At 65.3% G+C, this 20,985-nt stretch carries 20 protein-coding genes and 1 riboswitch; of the genes, 13 read left to right on the top strand and 7 right to left on the bottom strand.

What is annotated here, in order from left to right; genetic code table 11:
• Positions 1–29: 29 nt before the first annotated feature.
• The 3 genes from J2808_RS05040 to J2808_RS05030 all read left to right on the top strand — a co-directional run bounded on the left by J2808_RS05040 (position 30) and on the right by J2808_RS05030 (position 3,094).
• Positions 30–1,361 (top strand): FAD-dependent oxidoreductase, encoded by a 1,332-nt coding sequence (locus tag J2808_RS05040; RefSeq protein WP_309812557.1) that lies wholly within the window; start codon positions 30–32, stop codon positions 1,359–1,361.
• On the top strand, positions 1,358–1,942 hold the full coding sequence (gene pyrE, locus J2808_RS05035) for an orotate phosphoribosyltransferase (protein WP_309812555.1): 585 nt from the start codon (positions 1,358–1,360) through the stop codon (positions 1,940–1,942). The genes J2808_RS05040 and pyrE overlap by 4 nt, the downstream gene beginning before the upstream one ends.
• Positions 1,943–2,044: 102 nt before the next feature.
• On the top strand, positions 2,045–3,094 hold the full coding sequence (locus J2808_RS05030) for a thioesterase domain-containing protein (protein WP_309812552.1): 1,050 nt from the start codon (positions 2,045–2,047) through the stop codon (positions 3,092–3,094).
• Here J2808_RS05030 and J2808_RS05025 read toward each other — a convergent pair.
• Positions 3,091–3,933: an HAD-IIA family hydrolase gene (locus tag J2808_RS05025; protein ID WP_397427987.1), complete on the bottom strand. Its 843-nt coding sequence runs from the start codon at positions 3,931–3,933 to the stop codon at positions 3,091–3,093. The two genes, J2808_RS05030 and J2808_RS05025, sit on opposite strands and share 4 nt — an antisense overlap.
• 280 nt (positions 3,934–4,213) lie before the next feature.
• Here J2808_RS05025 and J2808_RS05020 point away from each other — a divergent pair, with 280 nt between their 5' ends.
• From J2808_RS05020 to J2808_RS05005, 4 genes are all read left to right on the top strand, one after another.
• On the top strand, positions 4,214–5,221 hold the full coding sequence (locus J2808_RS05020) for a hypothetical protein (protein WP_309812544.1): 1,008 nt from the start codon (positions 4,214–4,216) through the stop codon (positions 5,219–5,221).
• A gap of 19 nt (positions 5,222–5,240) precedes the next feature.
• Complete coding sequence (locus J2808_RS05015) at positions 5,241–5,918, top strand: TrmH family RNA methyltransferase (RefSeq protein WP_397427986.1); 678 nt, start codon at positions 5,241–5,243, stop codon at positions 5,916–5,918.
• Between the two features lie 159 nt (positions 5,919–6,077).
• A complete protein-coding gene (gene fbaA / locus J2808_RS05010) occupies positions 6,078–7,097 on the top strand; it encodes a class II fructose-bisphosphate aldolase (RefSeq protein WP_309812541.1) in 1,020 nt (339 codons plus the stop codon).
• A gap of 1 nt (position 7,098) precedes the next feature.
• Positions 7,099–7,521 carry a DUF3151 domain-containing protein gene (locus J2808_RS05005; protein ID WP_309812539.1) on the top strand — a complete coding sequence of 141 codons (423 nt, stop codon included), beginning with the start codon at positions 7,099–7,101 and terminating at the stop codon, positions 7,519–7,521.
• A gap of 153 nt (positions 7,522–7,674) precedes the next feature.
• Here the strand turns inward: J2808_RS05005 and J2808_RS05000 are convergent, their stop codons facing one another.
• Entirely contained in the window at positions 7,675–8,310 is a 636-nt protein-coding gene (locus tag J2808_RS05000) for a uracil-DNA glycosylase family protein (protein WP_309812533.1), read from the bottom strand.
• A 307-nt stretch (positions 8,311–8,617) separates the two neighbouring features.
• Between J2808_RS05000 and J2808_RS04995 the strand changes: the two genes are divergently transcribed.
• The 5 genes from J2808_RS04995 to J2808_RS04975 all read left to right on the top strand — a co-directional run bounded on the left by J2808_RS04995 (position 8,618) and on the right by J2808_RS04975 (position 13,492).
• A complete protein-coding gene (locus J2808_RS04995) occupies positions 8,618–9,682 on the top strand; it encodes a M14 family zinc carboxypeptidase (protein WP_309812530.1) in 1,065 nt (354 codons plus the stop codon).
• 244 nt (positions 9,683–9,926) lie between these two features.
• A complete protein-coding gene (locus J2808_RS04990) occupies positions 9,927–11,216 on the top strand; it encodes an adenylosuccinate synthase (RefSeq protein ID WP_309812527.1) in 1,290 nt (429 codons plus the stop codon).
• 291 nt (positions 11,217–11,507) lie between these two features.
• A complete protein-coding gene (locus J2808_RS04985; protein WP_309812524.1) occupies positions 11,508–11,849 on the top strand; it encodes a YegP family protein in 342 nt (113 codons plus the stop codon).
• Positions 11,850–12,107: 258 nt separating this feature from the next.
• The gene (locus J2808_RS04980; RefSeq protein WP_309812520.1) at positions 12,108–12,659 is read left to right on the top strand and encodes an RNA polymerase sigma factor; all 552 of its coding nucleotides are present in this window, start codon (positions 12,108–12,110) and stop codon (positions 12,657–12,659) included.
• Positions 12,656–13,492: a hypothetical protein gene (locus J2808_RS04975; RefSeq protein WP_309812517.1), complete on the top strand. Its 837-nt coding sequence runs from the start codon at positions 12,656–12,658 to the stop codon at positions 13,490–13,492. The genes J2808_RS04980 and J2808_RS04975 overlap by 4 nt, the downstream gene beginning before the upstream one ends.
• Positions 13,493–13,540: 48 nt before the next feature.
• Here J2808_RS04975 and J2808_RS04970 read toward each other — a convergent pair whose 3' ends face one another.
• Genes J2808_RS04970 through acs form a run of 4 tightly spaced genes read right to left on the bottom strand, consistent with a single transcriptional unit; the run spans position 13,541 to position 18,820 of the window.
• Positions 13,541–14,035, bottom strand: a complete 495-nt coding sequence (locus tag J2808_RS04970) for a CoA-binding protein (RefSeq protein WP_309812515.1) — start codon at positions 14,033–14,035, stop codon at positions 13,541–13,543.
• Complete coding sequence (locus tag J2808_RS04965; protein ID WP_309812512.1) at positions 14,032–15,393, bottom strand: O-acetylhomoserine aminocarboxypropyltransferase/cysteine synthase family protein; 1,362 nt, start codon at positions 15,391–15,393, stop codon at positions 14,032–14,034. The genes J2808_RS04970 and J2808_RS04965 overlap by 4 nt, the downstream gene beginning before the upstream one ends.
• Positions 15,393–16,592: a dimethylsulfone monooxygenase SfnG gene (gene sfnG / locus J2808_RS04960; RefSeq protein ID WP_309812508.1), complete on the bottom strand. Its 1,200-nt coding sequence runs from the start codon at positions 16,590–16,592 to the stop codon at positions 15,393–15,395. Before sfnG ends, J2808_RS04965 begins: the two co-directional genes overlap by 1 nt.
• Complete coding sequence (gene acs / locus J2808_RS04955) at positions 16,589–18,820, bottom strand: acetate--CoA ligase (protein WP_309812506.1); 2,232 nt, start codon at positions 18,818–18,820, stop codon at positions 16,589–16,591. Before acs ends, sfnG begins: the two co-directional genes overlap by 4 nt.
• Positions 18,821–19,105: 285 nt before the next feature.
• On the opposite strand from acs, the gene J2808_RS04950 reads away from it, so the two are divergent.
• Complete coding sequence (locus J2808_RS04950; protein WP_309812503.1) at positions 19,106–19,531, top strand: CoA-binding protein; 426 nt, start codon at positions 19,106–19,108, stop codon at positions 19,529–19,531.
• Between the two features lie 55 nt (positions 19,532–19,586).
• Here the strand turns inward: J2808_RS04950 and J2808_RS04945 are convergent, their stop codons facing one another.
• The gene (locus J2808_RS04945; RefSeq protein WP_309812500.1) at positions 19,587–20,615 is read right to left on the bottom strand and encodes an isopenicillin N synthase family dioxygenase; all 1,029 of its coding nucleotides are present in this window, start codon (positions 20,613–20,615) and stop codon (positions 19,587–19,589) included.
• A gap of 154 nt (positions 20,616–20,769) precedes the next feature.
• Positions 20,770–20,863, top strand: a riboswitch (SAM riboswitch).
• Positions 20,864–20,985 lie beyond the last annotated feature (122 nt).

The following is a 20,985-nucleotide window of genomic DNA, read 5'->3' as shown; positions in this document are numbered from 1 at the left end:
CCCCTCCCCGTGCGGCGTAGCGTTAGTGCATGGAGCGGACGGGGTGCGTTGTTGTTGGCGGCGGGCCGGCGGGCATGATGCTGGGGCTGCTGCTGGCCCGTGCAGGCGTGCAGGTCACAGTCCTCGAAAAGCACCGCGACTTCCTGAGGGATTTCCGCGGTGACACTGTGCATGCCTCGACCATCCGGCTGATCGACGAACTGGGCCTGGGGGAGGGCTTCCGCAAACTTCCGCAGAGCCGGCTGAACAACGTTGCCTTCCCCATTCCGGGCGCCGGCCTGGTCACCTTCGGTGATTTCGCGTCCTTGAAGCCCCCGTACAACTACATCGCCATGATGCCGCAGTGGGACTTCCTGAACTTCCTGGCCAGCGAGGCCGCGCGCGAACCCACCTTCACGCTCCTGATGGAGCATGAAGCAACGTCGTTAATGTTCGACGGCGGCCGCGTCACGGGCGTCCGCTACCGGATTCGTGGTGGCTCGGAGGGCACGGGCTCCGGGGCAGCGGGTACCGACGGGACGGGAACGGGCAGGGCTGCCACTGAAGGTGCACTCCATGCGGACCTCGTGGTGGCCACCGACGGAAGGCATTCCGTGCTGCGCCGGGCAGCCGGCCTGCAGCCGAAACAGTACCCCGTTCCCTTCGACACGTGGTGGTTCAAACTTCCGCGGCATCCTTGGGAGAAAGGGGCAGTGGCGGGCATCGTTCCGGCATTCCGGGAACGCGAGGCGATGATCGCGCTGTTCCGTGACGACTACTACCAGGTGGGCTACCTCGGTCCGAAGGGGGAGGATGCTCGGATCCGTTCCGAGGGGGTGGAGCGGTTCCGGGAACGCGTCGCCGGACTGCGTCCTGACCTCGCGGACCGCGTGGACTCGATCCATTCGCTTGAGGATTTGCACTGGCTGGATGTGCGGCTGGACCGGCTGCGGCGCTGGTACGTGGACGGGCTGTTGTGCATCGGCGACGCCGCCCACGCCATGTCCCCGGCCGGAGGCGTGGGTATCAACCTGGCCATCCAGGATGCCGTCGCGGCAGCAGCCAGGCTGGCGCCGGGCCTCCTGCGGGGACGAGTGCAGCTCAAGGATCTTGCTGCTGTCCAGCGGCGGCGCCGGATGCCCACCGTGGTGCTGCAGACCGTCCAACGCTTTATGCACCGCGTAGTGTTCGTTCCGTTGTTCGCCGGGAAACGGACCGGAGTTCCCCCATTCCTCCTCTTTGTGGTCCGGCATTCGCCGGTGGCGCGGCGGCTCCTGCCCCGGATGATCGCCTTCGGACCCAGGCCCGAACATGCGCCGGCGTTCGCACGGCGTCCCGAGCGGCCGTCAGCAACGGCGGAGCCACTAAACTTGAACCCATGACTTCCCCCAGTGACCTTGCAGCCGACGCCGCTGCCGCACGTGCCCGCCTGCTGGAACTGATCAAGGAACTTGCCGTTGTCCGCGGCAAGGTGATCCTTTCCAGCGGTGCCGAGGCCGACTACTACATCGACCTTCGCCGCGTTACGCTGCACCATGAGGCCTCCAAGCTGGTGGGCCAGGTCATGCTGGCCCTGGCGGACGACGCCGGAATCGACTTTGAGTGCGCAGGCGGCCTCACCATGGGTGCTGACCCCGTGGGCACCGCGCTGATGCACGCCGCGGTTGACGCCGGCCGGCCGGTAGATGCTTTTGTGGTCCGCAAGGCCCAGAAGTCCTACGGCATGGGCCGCCAGGTGGAAGGCCCGTCCGTTGAGGGCCGCAAGGTCCTGGTGCTGGAGGACACATCCACCACCGGCGGCTCCGCCCTGACCGCCGTTGAAGGCGTGCGGAAGGCCGGCGGCAACGTAGTGGCCGTGGCCGTCATCGTGGACCGGGACACCGGAGCCAAGGAAAAAATCGAGGCAGAGGCCGGCGTGCCCTACCTGTTCGCCTTCGGCAAGGACGAGCTCGGCCTTTCCTAGCCAAGTCCCGGATGCCCAGCAGAGGCCTGCTTTTGCCTGACTGACGCCGGCGAGGCCGCCCCGGGTTGCGGGGGCGGCTTCTCCTGTGGCTACGGTAGATACGTGCCGTACAGAGAGGAAGCAGAACCGCTGGAACAGCCCGAGCAGCCCGGAACCCACCAGGCCCGGCTGCTTGCCGACGCCGCTGCCCTCAAGCGGTTTTCGCGCCGCGGGTTCCTGGCGGGGGCGGGTGCCTCCGCCGTGCTGGCCGCGGACATGCTGTATACCCGCCGCGTTCAGGCTGAGCGGCGGGTCAACAGGATCCTGCAGGTTCCGGACGATTTCGCTGACGCCTACTATCCGAATGCCAGCTGGTTCCTTTTCCCTGGTTTCAAGACCAGCTGGGAAGAGGCGCAGTGGATCCTGAACGCACTGCGGGGCGCGCTGAACAAGCGGGGCCAGCTGGCCGCCGTCGGTTATTCCAACCAAGGCCTGGATATCGACCAGGTGGTCATCGCCGTCATCGAGCATGTCCGCGCGAAGAAGCTCACCAAGCTCTACTTCTACGGCCACAGCTTCGGCGGCATGGTGGCCACGCAGGTGGCCGCGCGGCTACGGGAACTCCACGGCGTGGAGGTGGAGTTCATCCTGCTGGATTCCACTCCCTACAGCAGGAGCGATGTGCTTGACGAGAGCTGGTTCGACGGCGTGGTGTTCCTTTACGAGAGCGGCTTCCGTTTCCCATCCGTACTGCGGGGCGGCTACGAGCTGGGGGAGCGTGTTATCCACAAAGACGAGCGGACCTGGCGCCAGATCATAGACCAGTCGTGGGAGCAACTGTCTCCGATCGCGCCGTCCAGCGTGCTGATCCAGTCCGAATCGGCGTACATCTACCATTTTGACGGGAACCGTTTTGTGGACCAGTTGGGAGGCGCGCGGATGGCGTACATCGGCAACCCGAACGACCGCACGGTCCGGTACCAGGCGGCCAGGAGCGCCTGGTCGGCCGCCTTTGACCCGCACATGGTGTCCACGGACCGTCAGACCACCGGGGCGCTGCCGGCGCACGCCAGTCCCGGCTGGAGCCCGCTCGTCTACCGGCCCATCGTGGAGGGCCTGATGGACGAGTTCTTCCCGCTGCCCCGCGGCGGCTCGAAGGTCAGCGTGTTCTAAATCTGGTTCTTCAGGTCCGCCACCGAGTTCAGCACCTGGTTGGGCCGGAACGGGTAGGCAGCGATGTCCTCGCGCTGGGTAATGCCGGTGAGGACCAGGACCGTGTGCAGCCCGGCCTCCATGCCGGCAATGATGTCCGTGTCCATCCGGTCCCCGATCATGGCGGTGGTTTCGGAATGGGCATCGATCTGGTTCATAGCGGAACGGAACATCATGGGATTCGGCTTTCCCACGATGTACGGTTCCCGGCCGGTGGCCTTGGTGATCAGCGCCGCGATGGCACCCGTGGCAGGCATGGGGCCGTCTTTGGACGGGCCGGTGGCGTCCGGGTTGGTGGCGATAAAGCGCGCCCCGGCCAGGATCAGGCGGATGGCCATGGTGATGGCCTCAAAAGAGTAGGTTCGGGTTTCGCCGAGCACCACAAAATCCGGGTCCTGGTCGGTGAGGATAAAGCCCGCCTCGTGGAGCGCCGTCGTCAGCCCGGCCTCCCCGATGGTGTAGGCACGGTTCCCGGAACCGGACCCCCGCACCTGGTCCTTGAGGAACTGGGCGGTGGCGAGGGCGGAGGTCCAGATGTTCTCCTCGGGAATCTCGAGCCCCGAGGCACGCAGCCGGGCCGCCAGGTCGCGGGGAGTAAAGATGGAGTTGTTGGTCAGCACCAGGAAGCGCTTGGACGTGTCCACCCAGCGCTGGATCAGTTCGGCGGCGCCCGGGACGGCCTGGTTTTCGTGCACCAGGACGCCGTCCATGTCTGTCAGCCAGCATTCGATCTCCTGGCCGCTGCGATATACCGCCGGATTTCCCACTACCTGGTCTGCTTTTGCCACGTCTACCTCCACATGAAGTGCCTGATTCCTGGTCCAGTCTGTCATTGTTTGGGCCCGGAACACGCGTGGGCGGACGAAACAACGGAGGTGCGCATGGGCGGCGCTGGAGGCCCGGGCTGCCGGGCCCGTCGGCTAGGCTCGTAGCTGGCACCACGGTGCCCATCGGCTGCGGATCGGGGGATGTCCGCGGTGGTTTGTTCGTGCCGGCCTGCGCCGGCTGGTCCCCGTCGTCGGAAATCACCGGGCACCGCGCGAACCGCAGGATGCCTGCCAGCACCTGAAAGGGACCGCCATGAGCAACAACCACAGCGCGCCGCCGCCACCACCCAGGGATGCTGCGGGCAACCCGCTGCCTCCACAGCAGGGCCAGCCATACCCTGGCCAGCAGTACGCCGGCCAGGCTTACCCCGGCCAGTTTCCGCAGCCGCCAGCCCCGCAGCCCCCGCACAGCAAAAAGAACCTGTTCATTGTTCTCGGCAGCATTGCCGCCGTGGTGATTGTTGCCCTCGTGGCGGTGTTCGCGTGGGTGATCCCCACCTTCGCCACGCCGCAAGCTGAGGACACACCCGCTCCCGTGGCAACGTCCAATACGGAGGAAAGCCCGGCGCCGGAAGGCTCAACGCCGGAAGAGGCGGCGCCGTCGGCCGCTGCTGCCGCCGATGAAGTGCCCGCCGGAGCATTCCCGCTCCCGCCGGGCTGGGCCGATCTGCAGGGGCCGGCGAACATTCCTGCCGAGGGCGATCCGCTGTTCAGCCGCTTTGTCACCGGCGAGTCATCCTTCCAGTACCTCGCAGCCTGGACGGGCGATGACACCTTCGGGATCACCACCGACCCGGTCACCGGCGCCCCGATGCAGCAGAAGGCTCAGGGTACTGGGGAAAGGGACGGGGACGGCATCGCCCTTGCCTACGCGTTCTTCGCCGAGGCGGAAGAGGGCAAATACGGCAAGGAGCCCGCAAAGGTGCGGGCCGCCATCAAGGAGATCGAAGCGAAATTCACGGCCATGCCCGCCGCCGAATTGCCGCAGCACCTCGTGGGTCATAAGTGCACCAGCAATTTCGAAACCACCACCCCGGAAATCCGTGAGTTCCGCCGGACCGAGGCAGTAGTTATCGGCTTTACCTGCCTCAACGCCCGCGGCGAGACTATCCAGGCCGTGAACCTTTTCAGCGTTACGCCATGGGGAACCCCGCAGATGATGGGCGTCAGCGGACACTCGACATACTGGAATGAAAACCCGGAACTGCTCGAGAAGATCGCCAACTCCTACCGCGCCAACCGCTGGAAGCTGGGCGGCTGACCCCGGCTAGAGTTGGAGGGTGACTGACCACCCCCAAACTCCGCCGCTGCCCGTTCCACCGCCTGAGGAGGAATACGCGCCAAAGCCCGAGGTCGGCGTCGGGCCCTGGGACGGCGAGCTGCCCGACGGCGACCATTGGGACCATGAACTACTGGCGGACGGCGACCGGCGCAACGTGGTGGACCAGTACCGGTACTGGAAGCATGACGCGATCGTGGCGGACCTCGATTCCAAGCGGCACAACTTCCACATCGCCATCGAAAACTGGCAACACGATATGAATATCGGGACTGTGGTGCGCACCGCAAACGCTTTCCTCGCCAAGGAAGTCCACATCATCGGACGACGCCGGTGGAACAGGCGCGGGGCCATGGTCACCGACCGCTACCAGCACGTCCGCCACCACCCCACCGTGGAGGATTTCGTGGCGTGGGCGCAGGGGGAGGGGCTGGCCATCATCGGGATCGACATCTTCCCGGACTCCGTGCCGCTGGAAACCTACGAGCTGCCCAAGGACTGCGTGCTGGTGTTCGGTCAGGAGGGCCCCGGGCTCACGCCCGAAGTCCATGACGCAGCACTCGCCACCCTCTCCATCGAGCAGTTCGGCAGTACCCGCTCCATCAATGCGGCCTCGGCGGCGGCCATCGCCATGCACGCCTGGATCCGCCGGCACGTGTTCAACCAGCCGGTGTCCTAGCGCGAAGTGCCACCCCGGCGGCCAAGTCAGCGAAAGTGTTACCCGCCCGCGTGACCCGAAACACTGCCGCTCCAGAGAAATGGCTAGGATGGTTGCTAGCCGTAAGAGGTCTACTCCAGGGTCACAACCCATAGACGAAAACTCAGCATAGGAGTCACCATGCCCATTGCAACCCCAGAGATTTACTCCGAGATGATTGACCGTGCGAAGGCCGGTGGCTATGCGTTTCCGGCCGTTAACGTCACGTCCTCGCAGACGCTGAACGCCGCGTTGCGCGGTTTCGCCGAGGCGGAGTCCGATGGCATTGTCCAGGTATCCACCGGCGGTGCCGCGTACTGGTCCGGCGCTGCCACCAAGGACATGGTGGCCGGTTCGCTCGGCTTCGCCGCGTTTGCCCGCGAAGTGGCGAAGAACTACGGCGTGAACATCGCCCTCCATACGGACCACTGCCCCAAGGACAAGCTGGACGGCTTTGTCCTGCCGCTGCTGGCGGCGTCGGAGGCCGAAGTCAAGGCTGGCCGCAACCCGATCTTCAACTCGCACATGTGGGACGGTTCGCACGAGCCGCTGAACGAGAACCTGAGCACCGCACGCGAACTGCTGGAGCGCACCGCTGCAGCGAAGATGATCCTCGAAGTTGAAATCGGCATTGTCGGCGGCGAGGAAGACGGCGTGGAGAACGCCATCAACGACAAGCTGTACACCACGGTGGAGGATGCCCTGGCCACCATCGAGGCCCTCGGCGCCGGTGAGAACGGCCGTTACATCACGGCCCTGACCTTCGGGAACGTGCACGGGGTGTACAAGCCCGGTGGCGTGAAGCTGCGTCCGGAGATCCTCAAGGACATCCAGGCGCAGGTGGGCGCCAGGCTCGGCAAGGACAGCCCGTTCGACCTCGTGTTCCACGGCGGCTCGGGTTCCTCGGACCAGGAGATCGCCGACGCCGTCTCCTACGGTGTGATCAAGATGAACATCGACACCGACACCCAGTACGCCTACACCCGTCCGGTGGTGGACCACATGTTCAAGAACTACTCCGGTGTGCTGAAGGTCGATGGCGAGGTGGGCAACAAGAAGCTCTACGATCCGCGCGTCTGGGGCGCCTCCGCCGAGGCCGGCCTGTCCGCCCGCGTCGTCGAGGCAACCAAGCAGCTCGGCTCCGCCGGAAAGACGTTCTAGTATGTCCGACGAGTTCCGCAAGAACCTGATGGGCCCCGAGCCCACGCTCCTGCCTGCCGAGACTGACGTCTACGAGCAGCTGGATGCAGGTCAGGAAGCCCTGGACCTGGTGGAAAAACACCCCACTTCCTCGCTGTTGTGGGCCGTCCTGGCGGAGGAGGCGTGGGCCGAGGGCCGCATCATCGATTCCTACGCCTACTCGCGCGTTGGCTACCACCGCGGACTGGACTCGCTGCGCCGCAACGGCTGGCGCGGCGTGGGTCCCATCCCGTGGGAGCACGAACCCAACCGCGGCTTCCTGCGGGCGCTCTACTCGCTGGGCCGTGCATCCGCGGCCATCGGTGAAGCCGAAGAGCCCGAGCGCATCGAGAAGTTCCTGAACGACTCGGACCCGGCCGCGAAGGCAGCCATCGAGGCCAAGTAGTGTGAAGAGCAACGCGGGGTCACTTCCCGCCCAATAAACCAGCGTTTTTGGGCCGGAAGTGACCCGCGTTGGGGTTTAAGAAGCGGACGACGGCGGGCGGTCACCTTTCCGAAGAAAGGTAACCGCCCGCCGTCGTTATGTCAGGAGTGGGGACTAGCTGGCGGCCTTGGCCAAACCGGTGCGTGCCATGGCGTCGGTGTAGGCGACGCGCATGTCTTCGAGGTACTGCTCTTGGCGTGCCGGGGTTCCCGCGAACGCACGGCCGCTGAGGGAGCGGACCTTGTAGGTCTTCAGGCCGCGGCGCCAGATCATGGGCACCTCGGTCTTCAGCAGCAGGTTGGCCAGGCGGTTGGCTTCGGTACCGTGGGCCACGATGACCGAGGCGCGGGGGACCAGGGCGAGGAACTTGAGCAGCGGCTTGAGGCCGGCGGAGATCTGGTCCGGCGTGAACTTGCCGTTGACCTCGCCGGGCGTGTGCCACGGGTGGACGTTCCACGGCATCACGAATTCGGGGCGCAGGCCGAGCTTCCACTGGATGCCGAGCATACGGGTGGCGGCGTCGTCGTCGCCGGCGGTGATGAAGCCGGACGGGTCAGCCTCGCCGATGTTGGAGTAGAGGCTGATGATGCGGCACTCGTCTACGTCGTGCATGGGATCGACGTAGGGTACTTCGGTGTGGGGCTTGACGCTCTGCAGGGAATCGCACAGTTCGTTGACGACGGCCACGTTGGGCTCGTAGCGGCGGCTCATGAGCTGTTCACGGAAAGATTCGGGGGCCAGGGCTGTCATATAGTGCAAAGTCTCCTGCGGGGCTCGGTGCTGCGCCAATCCGGAAAATGGGCGCAAGGGGACGCAGCCATTCCGGGATGGTTTGAAATGTGGTGTGGACCGATTCCTAGTCGATCTATATCAGTCTATCAAGTCCCGCAAAGCGAAACGCCGGTGAACGAGGGGTTTTATCCGGATGAGGCAGGAGCGCCGACCCAGTCACAGGCATTGACACAATCCGTATAGCTTGGTTTGCTGCTGTCACGGGTCGCAACAAGATTGTTGCGGCTGGTGGCACCCTAATTGCACTCGAAAGAGGTAACGCACAGTGAATCAAACCCTGGCAACCTTGAGGACGCTCGCCGTTTCCGGAGCACTGGTCCTGGCGGCCGTGGCGGCACCGGCACCGCTGGCGAACGCCGTGGGCGAAGGACCCAACTATGACGGCAACGGCCAGATCACCACGTCCAAACTGGCAACGTATGACCAGATGGTCTCCTTCCTGAAGGACCAGGACGCCCGCCAGTCAGCCATGGAGCTGGAAGTGATCGGCCAGACCGTCAAGGGCCGGGATATCCACTTGGTGAAATACCTTTCGGATCCGGCCAAGCCCACCATCCTCTATCTGACCCAGCAGCACGGCAACGAGCAGCTCACCACAGAGGGGGCCCTGGAATTCGTTAAGCACCTGGGCACCGGAAAGTCTGCGGACATTCTCGATGGAGTGAACATCCTGATTGTTCCCATGCTCAACGCCGACGGCGCGATGGGGGACGCCAACTTCCCTCTGGACGACTACCTGGCCAAGGGAGGCCGCAATATGACGCGGTACAACGCCGAGGAAGTGGACCTGAACCGGGACCATGTGGCCAAGGTCCAGCCCGAAACACAGGCGCTGCACAACAACGTCATGAGCAAGTACAGGATCGACTACATGATTGACCTCCACCACCAGGGCACCCGAAGTGAGCGCGACGGGAAGCTGGTCTCGGGATCCATCCTTTACCCCACCACCCCCAACGCCGATCCGGCCGTCGTGGCAAAGTCCAAACAGCTGGGCGCCGTGGTGTTCAGCAACGTTGACTCCACCGGCTGGGGCCACTTGGGCAAGTATGTGGGTGGCAGCGCCGAGACCATCAGCCGCAATGGCATCGCCGTGGAGTACGGGATCGCCACCCTGCTCTTCGAAATGCGGGGCATGTCGGACCACTACCTGGACGGCTACGCGCTCGGTCTCCGCAGCAACGGTTACCTGATCAAGCAGACGGTGACCACGCTGACGGCCACAGCGGCCGCCATCGCGGATGGGTCGATTGCCGACGCCGACACCTCCTTCTGGGACAGCCTCGCCACCCAGACGTCCCGCCCGGGCGAGGAAGCGGACAGCGAGTAGTACGTCGCCGGAAGTCTGCCCGTGGTCCTTTGCTGCATACGAAGGGCCGCGGGCGGCCCCGTGAGTGGACAAAGTCCCGTATCGGCTAAACTTGGGTGGTAAGAGCCCCGGACTCTTGCGTGGCTGGCCGCCGACGCGGCCCAGCCAGGCTGTGGCCTCCGGGGCATTCTCATGAACGGTGCTGCACCCTATCTGCCACTTCGGTGGAGAAACTGTGCGGCCCGAACGAATGGGGGAGGATCCCATGCCAGCAATCGTGATCGTAGGAGCCCAGTGGGGCGACGAAGGAAAAGGCAAAGCCACCGATCTCCTCGGCGGCCGTGTTGATTACGTCGTCAAGCCGAACGGCGGCAACAACGCCGGGCACACCGTCGTCGTAGGCGGTGAGAAGTATGAGCTTAAGCTCCTTCCGGCCGGCATCCTGAGCCCCAACGCGATTCCGATCATCGGCAACGGCTGCGTGGTGAACCTCGAAGCCCTGTTCCAGGAAATCGACGGCCTGGAGGCGCGCGGCGCGGACACCTCCAAGCTCCGCGTTTCCGCCAATGCCCATCTGGTTGCGCCCTACCACCAGGTGCTGGACAAGGTCACAGAGCGCTTCCTCGGCAGCCGCGCCATCGGCACCACCGGCCGCGGCATCGGCCCGGCCTACATGGACAAGGTGGCCCGCCTGGGCATCCGCGTCCAGGACGTCTTCGACGAATCCATCCTCCGCCAGAAAGTGGAAGGATCCCTGCGCCAGAAGAACGAACTCCTGGTGAAGGTCTACAACCGCCGCAACGTGGTGGTGGAGGAGATCGTCAGCTACTTCCTCTCCTTTGCCGACCGCCTGCGGCCGCTGGTCATCGACAGCACACTCGAGCTCAACAATGCACTGGACGAGGGCAAGGTTGTACTCATGGAAGGCGGCCAGGCCACGTTCCTGGACGTGGACCACGGCACCTACCCCTTCGTCACGTCCTCCAACCCGACGGCCGGCGGCGCGTCCGTTGGCTCGGGCATCGGCCCCACCCGGATCTCGCGTTCCATCGGCATCATCAAGGCGTACACCACCCGCGTTGGCGCCGGCCCGTTCCCCACCGAGCTCTTCGACGAGATGGGCCTGTACCTGCAGAAGACCGGCGGTGAGTTCGGCGTGAACACTGGCCGTCCCCGCCGCTGCGGCTGGTACGACGCCGTCCTGGCCCGCCACGCTTCCCGCGTCAACGGCTTCACGGACTACTTCGTCACCAAGCTGGACGTCCTCACGGGCATCGAGCAGATCCCGGTGTGCGTTGCCTACGACGTGGACGGTGTCCGCCACGACGAAATGCCGATGACCCAGACCGAGTTCCACCACGCCGTGCCCATCTTCGAGTACTTCGAGGGCTGGACCGAGGACATCACCGGTGCCCGCACCCTGGAGGACCTCCCGGAGAACGCCCGCAACTACGTGCTGGCCCTCGAAAAGCTCTCCGGCACGCGCTTCTCGGCCATCGGCGTGGGCCCGGACCGGGACCAGACCATCGTGGTCCACGACCTCATCAACGACTGACGCACCGGAGCCTACGACGGCGGCGGGTCACCCTTCGGGGTGGCCCGCCGCTGCTTTTGCGGGGAGTAAGCCGCTGTCCCGCGGAGCGGATGGACGCAATTTACACAGGGTTAACCCTGCCGGCCTTGTGAGGCTGCAGGCGCGGACGACAGACTTTTAACATAAGGTGAACTGATCAACACAGATCGTTCGACCAGACCCGCGGGATGATGACGCAGGAATGTGTCCGGGCCTACCTGGTGACAACGAGGCCACCAGGAGGGACCCCCGCCGACCGGAAGGATTTTTGCTATGGCCGGGATGTTTGAAGTTTTTCTCGACGCAGATTCGCTATTCAGGTTCCGGCTCAAGGCGCCGGATGGCAGCGTTGTGGCGGTGTCCGGGGCCTTCGCTGACAAGTCCGCCGTCGCGGCTGGAATCGCCGCCACCCGCGAGTGCGCCGGAACCGGGCTCGTGACCGATCTTTCCGCCGCCGGCCTTCGTGACCAGCGCACCCCTGCACCCGCTCCTGTACCGGCCCGGTCCGTGGCCGTACCTTCCGCGGCAGCCGAGCCGGCGTGTGACGTACAGCGTGCGCCCGTCAGCCGGGTCCGCGCTTTTGCCCACTTCAATGCCGTGCGCGGCACGGTTTAGGGGGCCCGTCCCCAGCCGGCGTCTGTGACTCCGGCCGGAGGTAAAAAACTTTTCAAAGTATTTTGTGACAGGGCGTAACCCCCGGCAGGTCCGGAACGATTACCTCTGTGTAGCGCCGGTCTGGAACTTGTCCCCCATCATGTTCCAGGCCGGCACTTTTTGCTCCTCAACGGTGCACGATCTGTTGCCGGCAGCTTGGTTACCGGAGGGTAAAGTTAGCGGGGCAAGCAGAGCCCCTTCATCGAAAGCCCAACGTCCGTGACCCATGCGCTGACAGACGACGTTTTGTCTGCGCGCGCCCGCGAACCAGAGCTTTTCGACCTCGTTTACCGATCCTATGCGTCGCAGGTTCTGGGCTACCTCACAGCCCGCGGGGTAGAAGATCCGGAGGCGGTTATGCAGGAAGTCTTCCTGGCCGTCCTGCCGCGGCTGGCGACGGTCACCGGGGGTTTGGCCGGCCTGCGGACTTTTGTTTTCTCGGTGGCTCACGCCCGGATAGTGGATGATCACCGGCGACGGCGACGCGCACCTGTTGAACTCCCGTTCGAACCCGACCTGGACGGGCGCGAGGAGTCCTCGGCCGAGGACGAAGCCATGGAACAAATTTCGCCGCGGGAGGTACATAATCTCCTCGGCGTCCTCCCTGACGACCAACGGGAAGTCCTGACCCTGCGCCTGGTCGCCGGCCTCACTGTTGAGCAGGCCGCGGAGGTTATGGGTAAGAGCGGGGGCGCCGTGAAACAGCTCCAGCGCCGTGCCTTGATCCGGCTGCGCGAGCAGTCCGCAGTGAAGGAATATGTGATGCCATGACGTCCAGCACCAGCCCTCTGCTCCGTACCGTGGACGAGATGCTGATCGACGCCGGCGAAACCGACCCGCGGCTCCGGGCCACGCTGCTGTCGCTGGGTGCCCTGGCGTCCCTGCCGGTTCCCGAGCCCCGCGCGGAACTCGCGGCCCTGCTGTCTGCGCCAACCAGCCAGCTGGCACGCCACCGTCTGCGCCGCAGGCACCGGACTGCTGCAGTCAGCCTTGCCGTCATCGCGGGCATGGGATTGGGCGTCACGGGAGTGGCGGCCACTGCCTCAGCTCCGAGTGCCAATGCCAGAAGTTCGGTCCAGCACCTGTTGCGGGACTGGGCGCCGTCCTGGACCATTGCGGGGATCCCCGGCGTCCTGCCGTGGACGCCCGCCGCCGCCGAACCCGGGTCGCCGGACGCGTCAGTTCCGGCCGGGCCGGCCGCCGCGGACGCGGGAACTGCCGGGCCGGAAACCGACGCGCCAGGCAGCGCCACGCAGGACAACGGACCAGGCCGCAGCCAGGATCCGGGTCCGGGAGCGGCATCGCCAGGCAAGCCAGCGGCCGACGGCGGGGCATCCCGGAACGGCGCCGGCGGTACCAAGGGCCGTGGCGCCTCGCAGGACGGGACCGCGAGGGGAGACAGGGAGCCTGGCACCGCGCCCGGCGGTGACCCGGCCGGCCAGCTCGAAAAGGCGGGCAAGCTCGTGAGCGAAGCCCCCGCCGTCGTTGGCAACCTGACCTCAGCATTCCTCGCCCCGATAACAACAGACCCGGCAACAACAGAAGAAACCGGAGCCGGCAACACCGGCCCCGGTTCAATCTGGCTGAAGAAGTTCAGCCGCTAATCAGGGTCTACCTCGGGAAAGATAGTGCTCTGAGGACGATCGCTCCCGTCAGGACAGGAGCTGCCGCCGGGACGAGATGACGCCCGTGTCGAAACCGGCCAGGTGCAGGCCGCCATGGAACCGGGCGTGTTCGATCTTCACGCACCGGTCCATCACCACGTTCAGACCTGCTGCCTCGGCGTCGGCGGCCACTGACTCATGCCAGGAGCCGAGCTGCAGCCACAGGGTTTTGGCGCCAGCCGCGATGGCTTCGTCCAGGACACCGGGGAGGTCATCGTGCTTGCGGAATACATCCACGATGTCCGGGGTTTCCGGAAGATCCGCGAGTGATGGGTAGGTCGGTTCGCCCAGGATTTCCTTTACGACGGGGTTCACGAAGTACACCTTGTACCGGGTGGACGACTGCAGGTACGTCGCCACGAAGTAGCTGGCGCGGGACGGCTTGTCCGAGGCACCCACGATTGCAATCGACTTGGCTGCGCGCAGCAGGTTCAGGCGCTCCGGTGCGGACGGGCCTTCCCAGGTCCGGGTTTCGATGCTCATGCGCGTGCTCCGATCGTGCAGGTTTCGGTGGTTGAGCTTGTCGAAACCAGGGTTTCGACAAGCTCAACCACCGGGTCCGAGGCCTCAGTCAACGCCTGGTCCAGGTCCCACAGGATATCCTCGATGTCCTCCAGGCCCACGGAGATACGGACAAGGTCCGCGGGGACTCCGGCGGACTCGAGCTGTTCCGGGCTGAGCTGCTGGTGGGTGGTGGAACCCGGGTGGATCACCAGGGTCCGCGAATCGCCCACGTTGGCCAGGTGTGAGGCCAGCTGCAGGGATTCGATGAACTTCTGCCCGGCCGCCCGGCCGCCCTTCACGCCGAAGGAGAACACCGAGCCGGGGCCCAGCGGCAGGTACTTCTTCGCCCGCTCGAAGTGCGGGTGGGAAGGCAGGCCGGAGAAGTTCACGTACGCTACGCGGGGATCAGCCTCGAGCCATTCGGCCACGGCCTGCGCGTTCTTCAGGTGCTCGTCCAGGCGCTGCGGGAGGGTTTCCACGCCCTGCAGCAGCTGAAACGCGGACTGCGGGGACAGTGCCGGGCCGATATCCCGCAGCTGCTCGCAGCGGAGCTTGGTCAGGAAGCCGTACTCCCCGAAGTTGCCCCACCAGGAGACGTTGCCGTAGGAGGCCACCGGTTCGGTCATGGTGGGGAACTTGCCGTTGCCCCAGTTGAACCGGCCGCTTTCGACAATCACGCCGCCCAGGGTGGTGCCGTGCCCGCCCAGGAATTTGGTGGCGGAGTGGATCACAATGTCGGCGCCGTGTTCGATCGGCCGCACGAGGTACGGCGTGCTCAGGGTGGCGTCGACCACCAGGGGGATCCCGGCGTCGCGCGCTACCTTTGCCAGCCCGGCAAGGTCCTGGACCTCCGACGACGGGTTGGCCACCACCTCGACGAAGATCGCCTTGGTGTTTTCCTGGACCGCCGCGGCATAGTCCGCGGGATCGGTGCCGGGAACAAACGTGGTGTCCACGCCGAAGCGGCGGAGCGTCACATCCAGCTGGGTGACGGTTCCGCCGTACAGCTGGGAGGCGGCCACAATGTGGTCACCGGACTGGGTCAGCGCGGCGAAGGTGATGAACTCCGCAGCCATGCCCGAGGACGTTGCCACCGCTCCGATGCCGCCCTCCAGCGAGGCGATGCGCTCTTCGAACGCCGCCACGGTGGGGTTGCCGATGCGGGAGTAGATGTTGCCGTACTTCTGCAGCGCGAACAGGTTGGCGGCGTCCTGGGTGTCCTTGAATACGAAGGAGGTGGTCTGGTAGATGGGCACCGCGCGGGCGCCGTGCTCGGCGTCGGGAGTGCCGCCGGCATGGAGGGCGCGGGTGCGGAAGCCAAATTTGCGGTCAGACATTACGCGGTCACCAGCCCTGCCGTGGTGCTCGCCGGGGTTCCGGACAAGTCCAGTTCCGTGCCGTTCTTGCGTGCGAGGTCGGCCTCGAGTTCGCGGACGATCGGCAGGATGTCCTGGCCGAACGCTGCCACTTCCTCCTGGAAGTGCAGGTAACCGGTGAGGAACAGGTTCACACCGATCTTCTTGTACTCGACGATCCGCTCGGCGATCTGCTCCGGGGTACCGATCAGCTGGGTCTTGAAGCCGTCGTTGTACTGGACCAGGTCCTCGAAGCTGGAATCAGCCCACATGCCCTTGCCGTCCTTGGTGGACGCGCCGGCTTCCTGCACGGCGTCGCGGAAGCCCTGGACTGCGGGCTTGTGTGCCTTCTCCACGACTTCGCGGAGGGTGTCACGGGCCTCCTTCTCGGAGTCGCGGGCGATGACGAACCCGTTCAAACCGAAACGTGGGGCGGGGAGTGAACCTTCAGTGCCGCGGCGGGTCTCGCCGGACGCTGCAACCACACCTGCAATGTTTTCCTTGAAGCCTTCCAGGTCCTTGCCGTTGGAGAAGTACCAGTCAGCCACGCGGCCGGCCGTGGCCTGGGCTGCGGTGGAATTGCCGCCGAAGAAGATCTCCGGGTGGGCACGGCCGGGAACGTCAACCGGTGCCGGGTTCAGCGTGAAATCGGTGATGTTGTAGTACTTGCCGGACTGGCTGTACTCCTGCTCGGTCCACAGGCCGCGCAGGACCTTGATAAACTCCTCGGTGCGGACATAGCGTTCGTCGTGCTCCAGCCAGTCCAGGCCGAAGTTGGTGAACTCGTTCTTGAGCCAGCCGGAGACGATGTTGACGGCGGCGCGGCCGTTGGAGATGTGGTCCGCGGTGATGATGAATTTGGCCAGTACGCCCGGGTGCCACATTCCCGGGTGGACCGCAGCGATGACCTTGAGGCGCTCGGTCGCGGCCAGCAGGGCCAGGCTGAACGAGGTTGCCTCGTGCTGCTTGTCCGCACCGTACGAGGCTGCGTACCGGGTCTGCGTCAGCGCGTACTCGAAGCCGGAGTTCTCGGCGATCTGCGCCAGCTTCTTGTTGTAGTCGAAGTCCCAGCCGGTCCGCTGTTCGATAGTGGATACCACCAGGCCGCCGGAAACGTTCGGCACCCAGTAGGCGAACTTCAGCGGCTCAGAAAGACGGGCCACGTTGCTGATGTCTGTCATGAATTTTCCTTTGCTAGGGTCCGCTCGCGCAGGACGTCCTGGATTCCGGCTATGGCCGGCTCGTTCTGGAGTGAGGTGGTGTCGCCCAGGGCGGTCCCCTCAAAAAGTTGGGTCAGCAGCCGGCGCATGATCTTGCCGCTGCGGGTCTTGGGCACGTCAGGAACAACGACGACGTCGCGCGGCTTGGCGATCGGGCCGATCGCCTTCGCGACGTGTGCTTTGAGCTGGTCCCCGGTGGTTGAGCTTGTCGAAACCCCGGTCTTCAGTACGACGAAGGCGACAATCGCGTGCCCGGTCTTGGGGTCGGCGACCGGACACACGCCGGCCTCCACCACATCCGGGTGGGATACCAGCGCGGACTCGATTTCGATGGTGGACAGCAAGTGGCCGGAGACGTTGAGGGTGTCGTCCACGCGGCCCAGGATCCAGATGTCGCCGTCGGCGTCGTACTTCGCCCCGTCGCCGGCGAGGAACCAGCCCTGCTCCACGTACTTGCTCCAGTAGGAGTCGTAGTAGCGGCGGGGATTGCCCCACACTGTGCGTGCAATGGCGGGTCCGGGGGTGTCCACCACAATGAAGCCCTGGACGCCCGGCGGCACTGCATTGCCGGCGTCGTCCACGATCCTGGTGCTGACTCCGGGCAACGGGCGGGCCGCGCACCCGGGTTTGAAGTCAGTGTCCGTCGGGGCGGGGGAGAGGATGGTGGCCCCGGTCTCGGACTGCCACCACGTGTCCACCACGGGAGCGGTGCCTGCGCCGACGTTGTGGCGCAACCAGCGCCACGCCTCCGGGTTGACGGCTTCGCCCACGGTGCCGAGCATGCGAATCGAGGAGAGGTCGTAGGTGTCCGGCACGCCGTCCGGGAACCAGCCCATCAGCGAGCGGACCAGCGTGGGTGCCGTGTAGTACTGCGTGACGCCGTACCGCTCGATGATTTCAAAGTGCCGGCCCGGGTGCGGGGTGTTCGGGGTGCCTTCGAAGATCACCTGGGTGACGCCGTTGGAGAGCGGTCCGTAGATCTCGTACGTGTGCGCAGTGACCCAGGCGAGGTCCGCGGTGCACCAGTGCACATCCTGGTCCCGGAGGGCCGGATCCGGGTTACTGAACAGGTGCTCGTAGCTCCAGGACGCCTGCGTCAGGTAACCGCCGGACGTGTGGACCAGGCCCTTGGGCTTACCGGTGGTCCCGGAGGTGTACATGATGAACAGGGGAGTCTCGGCGTCGAAGGCCTCCGGTTCGTGGACGTCCGGAGCGCTTCCGACGGCGTCATGCCACCAGACGTCGCGGCCTTCAGTCATGGAAACGGCAGCGAGCCCGTCAGCCGGGGTGGTGCGGTTGACCACCAGGACGTGCTCGATGGCGTTGTCCCCGGCGACAGCCGCGTCTGCATTGTCTTTAACGGGCACGGCAATGCCGCGGCGGAACTGGCCGTCCGTGGTCACCAGCAGCTTGGCCTGTGTGTCCTCTACGCGGAACTTCAGGGCCTCGGCGGAGAAGCCGCCGAACACGAGGGAGTGGATGGCGCCGATCCGTGCCACGGCGAGGGTGATGATGACGGTTTCGGGGATGACCGGCAGGTAGATGACCACGCGGTCGCCCTTGGTGACGCCCAGCGCCAGGAGCGCGTTGGCAGCCTTGGAGACTTCCCGCTGGAGTTCGGCGTAGGTGATGGCGCGGCGGTCACCAGGCTCACCCTCGAAGTAGAGCGCAACCTTGTCGCCGCGGCCGGCCTCTACATGGCGGTCCACGCAGTTGTAGGCGACGTTGAGCTTGCCGCCTTCAAACCAGGTGATCTCAGGGCCTTTTCCGGCGGCGGCGTCGGCAGGGACGCGGCGGTGTGCGGTATGCCACGGCTTGCCGTAAGGGGCGCCTGCGGGCTGTTCCCAGTCCAGACGGAGCGCCTGCTGCTCCCAAAATGCCACATTGTCCGGCTGGGCTTCGCGCAGCTCTGCTGGCTGGCGCCGCGCCACTGTCTGCCGTTGCTGCGCGGTGTTGGTGCTGCTGTGACGCGCCGGCCCTCCGGACGGTGCGCCGTGCACGGCGACGTCCTTGGGCTCGGTCGAGGACCATCCCGATGAGCCGCTGGAAGGGCCGGGCGCGTCACGCAGCCCTGCTTCGATCGCCGTCGCGTTCGAAGTGGCTTGGTGGGTGTCCGACGCAGCCGCTGATGCGGCACTGGCGGGACCCGGGGTAGAAAAAGGCGTGGCAGAAGAAGTTGCTGATGTCATGGCTGTGCTCCATCGGTCCTGGCAGTAGCACCCTTCGCTGTGTGCCGAGGATGGTCGCCTCAACGGATGCAGCTGTGACGGCGGCTAGCCGCCAGGGATGCTGCGGCTTCATCGATCCAGGTCTCTTAGCCGCTCGGGATGGTCACTACCACTACAGCCCAACCGCACGCCCTGCGCCAAATCGGGGTCCGGGGAACGTAATATTCGTTCACGCCGCCACGCGGGCGCCTCGGTCGTTCGAATATTCGACGAGGGGCGAATGTGGGAACGATGTAGGCTTGGATCATGGGCCACGCCAACGATCCTGCAGTCATAGAGCGCCTTATGCGAAACAAAGGGCGGTGGGCCATCGTGGGCCTGACCACCAATGAGTGGCGCGCCGCCTACGACACCTCGCTCTTTATCCGCGACAGGCTGGGGATGCAGATCATCCCCGTGAACCTGCCGGGAGACTCAGTTCACGGCGAAACCGGTTACCGCACACTCGCCGACATTCCCGCTGAAAAGCAGCCCATCGACGTCGTGGACTGCTTTGTGAATTCGCAGAAGGTCGGCGCGGTGGTTGACCAGGCCATCGCCGTCGGGGCCAAAGCCATCTGGCTGCAGCTGGGGGTTATTGACGAGGCCGCTGCCGATCGGGCGAAGGCCGCCGGGCTTGATGTGGTGATGAACGTCTGCCCCGCCCAGCAGGCGTGGAAATACAACCTCTGACTAGCCTCCGGCAGCCGGGCGGCTCGCATAACAGGTGCCTAAATAAGGTGGGCCGTCAGCGTTGCATCAGTTCCGGGTAGTGGCGCTCGGTGACATCCGGGTGGGCGCGCATCCTGCCCTTGAGCATGTTAAGGCCGAAAGAGGCGAGCATCGGGTTGGTCGGATCGTCCGAGAGGCCCCGGGCCTGGGCCTTCAACTTGGGCGGCAGCGGCACGGGGTCGATCACGGCGTCCAGTCTCGGGGACCAGAAGAACGGCACCGAATAGCGGTCCACGCCGGGCGGCGGTGCCTTGACCCGGTGGATCGTGGCGGCAAGGTAGCCTTCCGTTGCCACCTCCAGCATCTCGCCAAGGTTCACCACCAGCGCTCCGGGAATGGGCTCGACGGTTGCCCATTCGGTGGTTCCATGTGGCAGCACTTCCAGCCCGCCCACCTCGTCCTGGAGCAGGAGGGTGACAAAACCGTAGTCCGCGTGCGATCCCACGCCCTGGTCGCCGGCCGCTTCCACCACGCCGCCAACGTAGTGCACCAGCTTTCCCATCCATGCCGGTTCGTCGCCAAAAGGTTCGTCGAAATGGTCCTCGGGCAGCTCCAGCGCCACCGCAATGCCCCGCAGGAGTTCCATTCCCACATCGGACATCAGGTCAGCCCAGGCCATGGCTGCCGGCTTGAGCTCGGGCATGGCCTCGTCAGGCCAAAGGTTGTGCCCCTGGAGCAGCCAGTAGGGCTGGTCGGCAGGGTAGTCGTGGATGGGTTCGCGTTCCGGGGAGTAGTCGATTTGTTCCCGGGCGTCAGCCTTGCCCTGGGTTACTTCGGTGCCCATCCGGGTGTATCCGCGGAAGTGCGGTGACAGCCGGTTGTCCAGCTTCATCCGCTCCTCGAGGGGCAGGTTGAAGAAGCGCTTGAGGAGGTCCAACAACTCCTCGGCCTGTCCGGGCGCGGCGCCGTAGCCGGTGATCTGGAAGAACCCCACGCTGTGCGCGGCGTCCCGCAGCTGGTCGATAAATTCCGGGCTGAAGGAACCGTAGGGCTGGCGCGCGGTACTCAGGTCCAGAACTGGGATGGTCGCCCGTTCATCTGACATGTTCGCAGACTAGCACCGGCCGGCTCCCTGTGGGGACCCCAAACGGTGAGCCAGATTGCGCCGCTTTACATTGCGTGAGCTGCAGTGTCGTTCCGGTTACCGCGTGTGACGTGCGGCTTCGCTCCCGGGGCGGGCCTGTGCCAGATTCTTAATGTAACCATCTCGAGCGGCTGAGAGACCTGGCTTTGTGACGCCGCAGCAACCCCCTCCTTTCTGTGGGCGGGTGCTACTGCCAGGACCGATGGAGAACCTCGATGTTCCCGGTCGTGGGCGGCACAAGCTGAGCCACGACTCCGGGCTGCGGGGTTTCCTCGGGTAAGCCCGGAGGAATTCATGAACGCACAGACTGGCAGCCGCGCCGGAGCCCCAT

The organism is Pseudarthrobacter sulfonivorans, assembly GCF_031454915.1.
GTDB classification, from domain to species: domain Bacteria; phylum Actinomycetota; class Actinomycetes; order Actinomycetales; family Micrococcaceae; genus Arthrobacter; species Arthrobacter sulfonivorans_C.
This window is presented reverse-complemented; position numbering and strand designations above follow the sequence as displayed.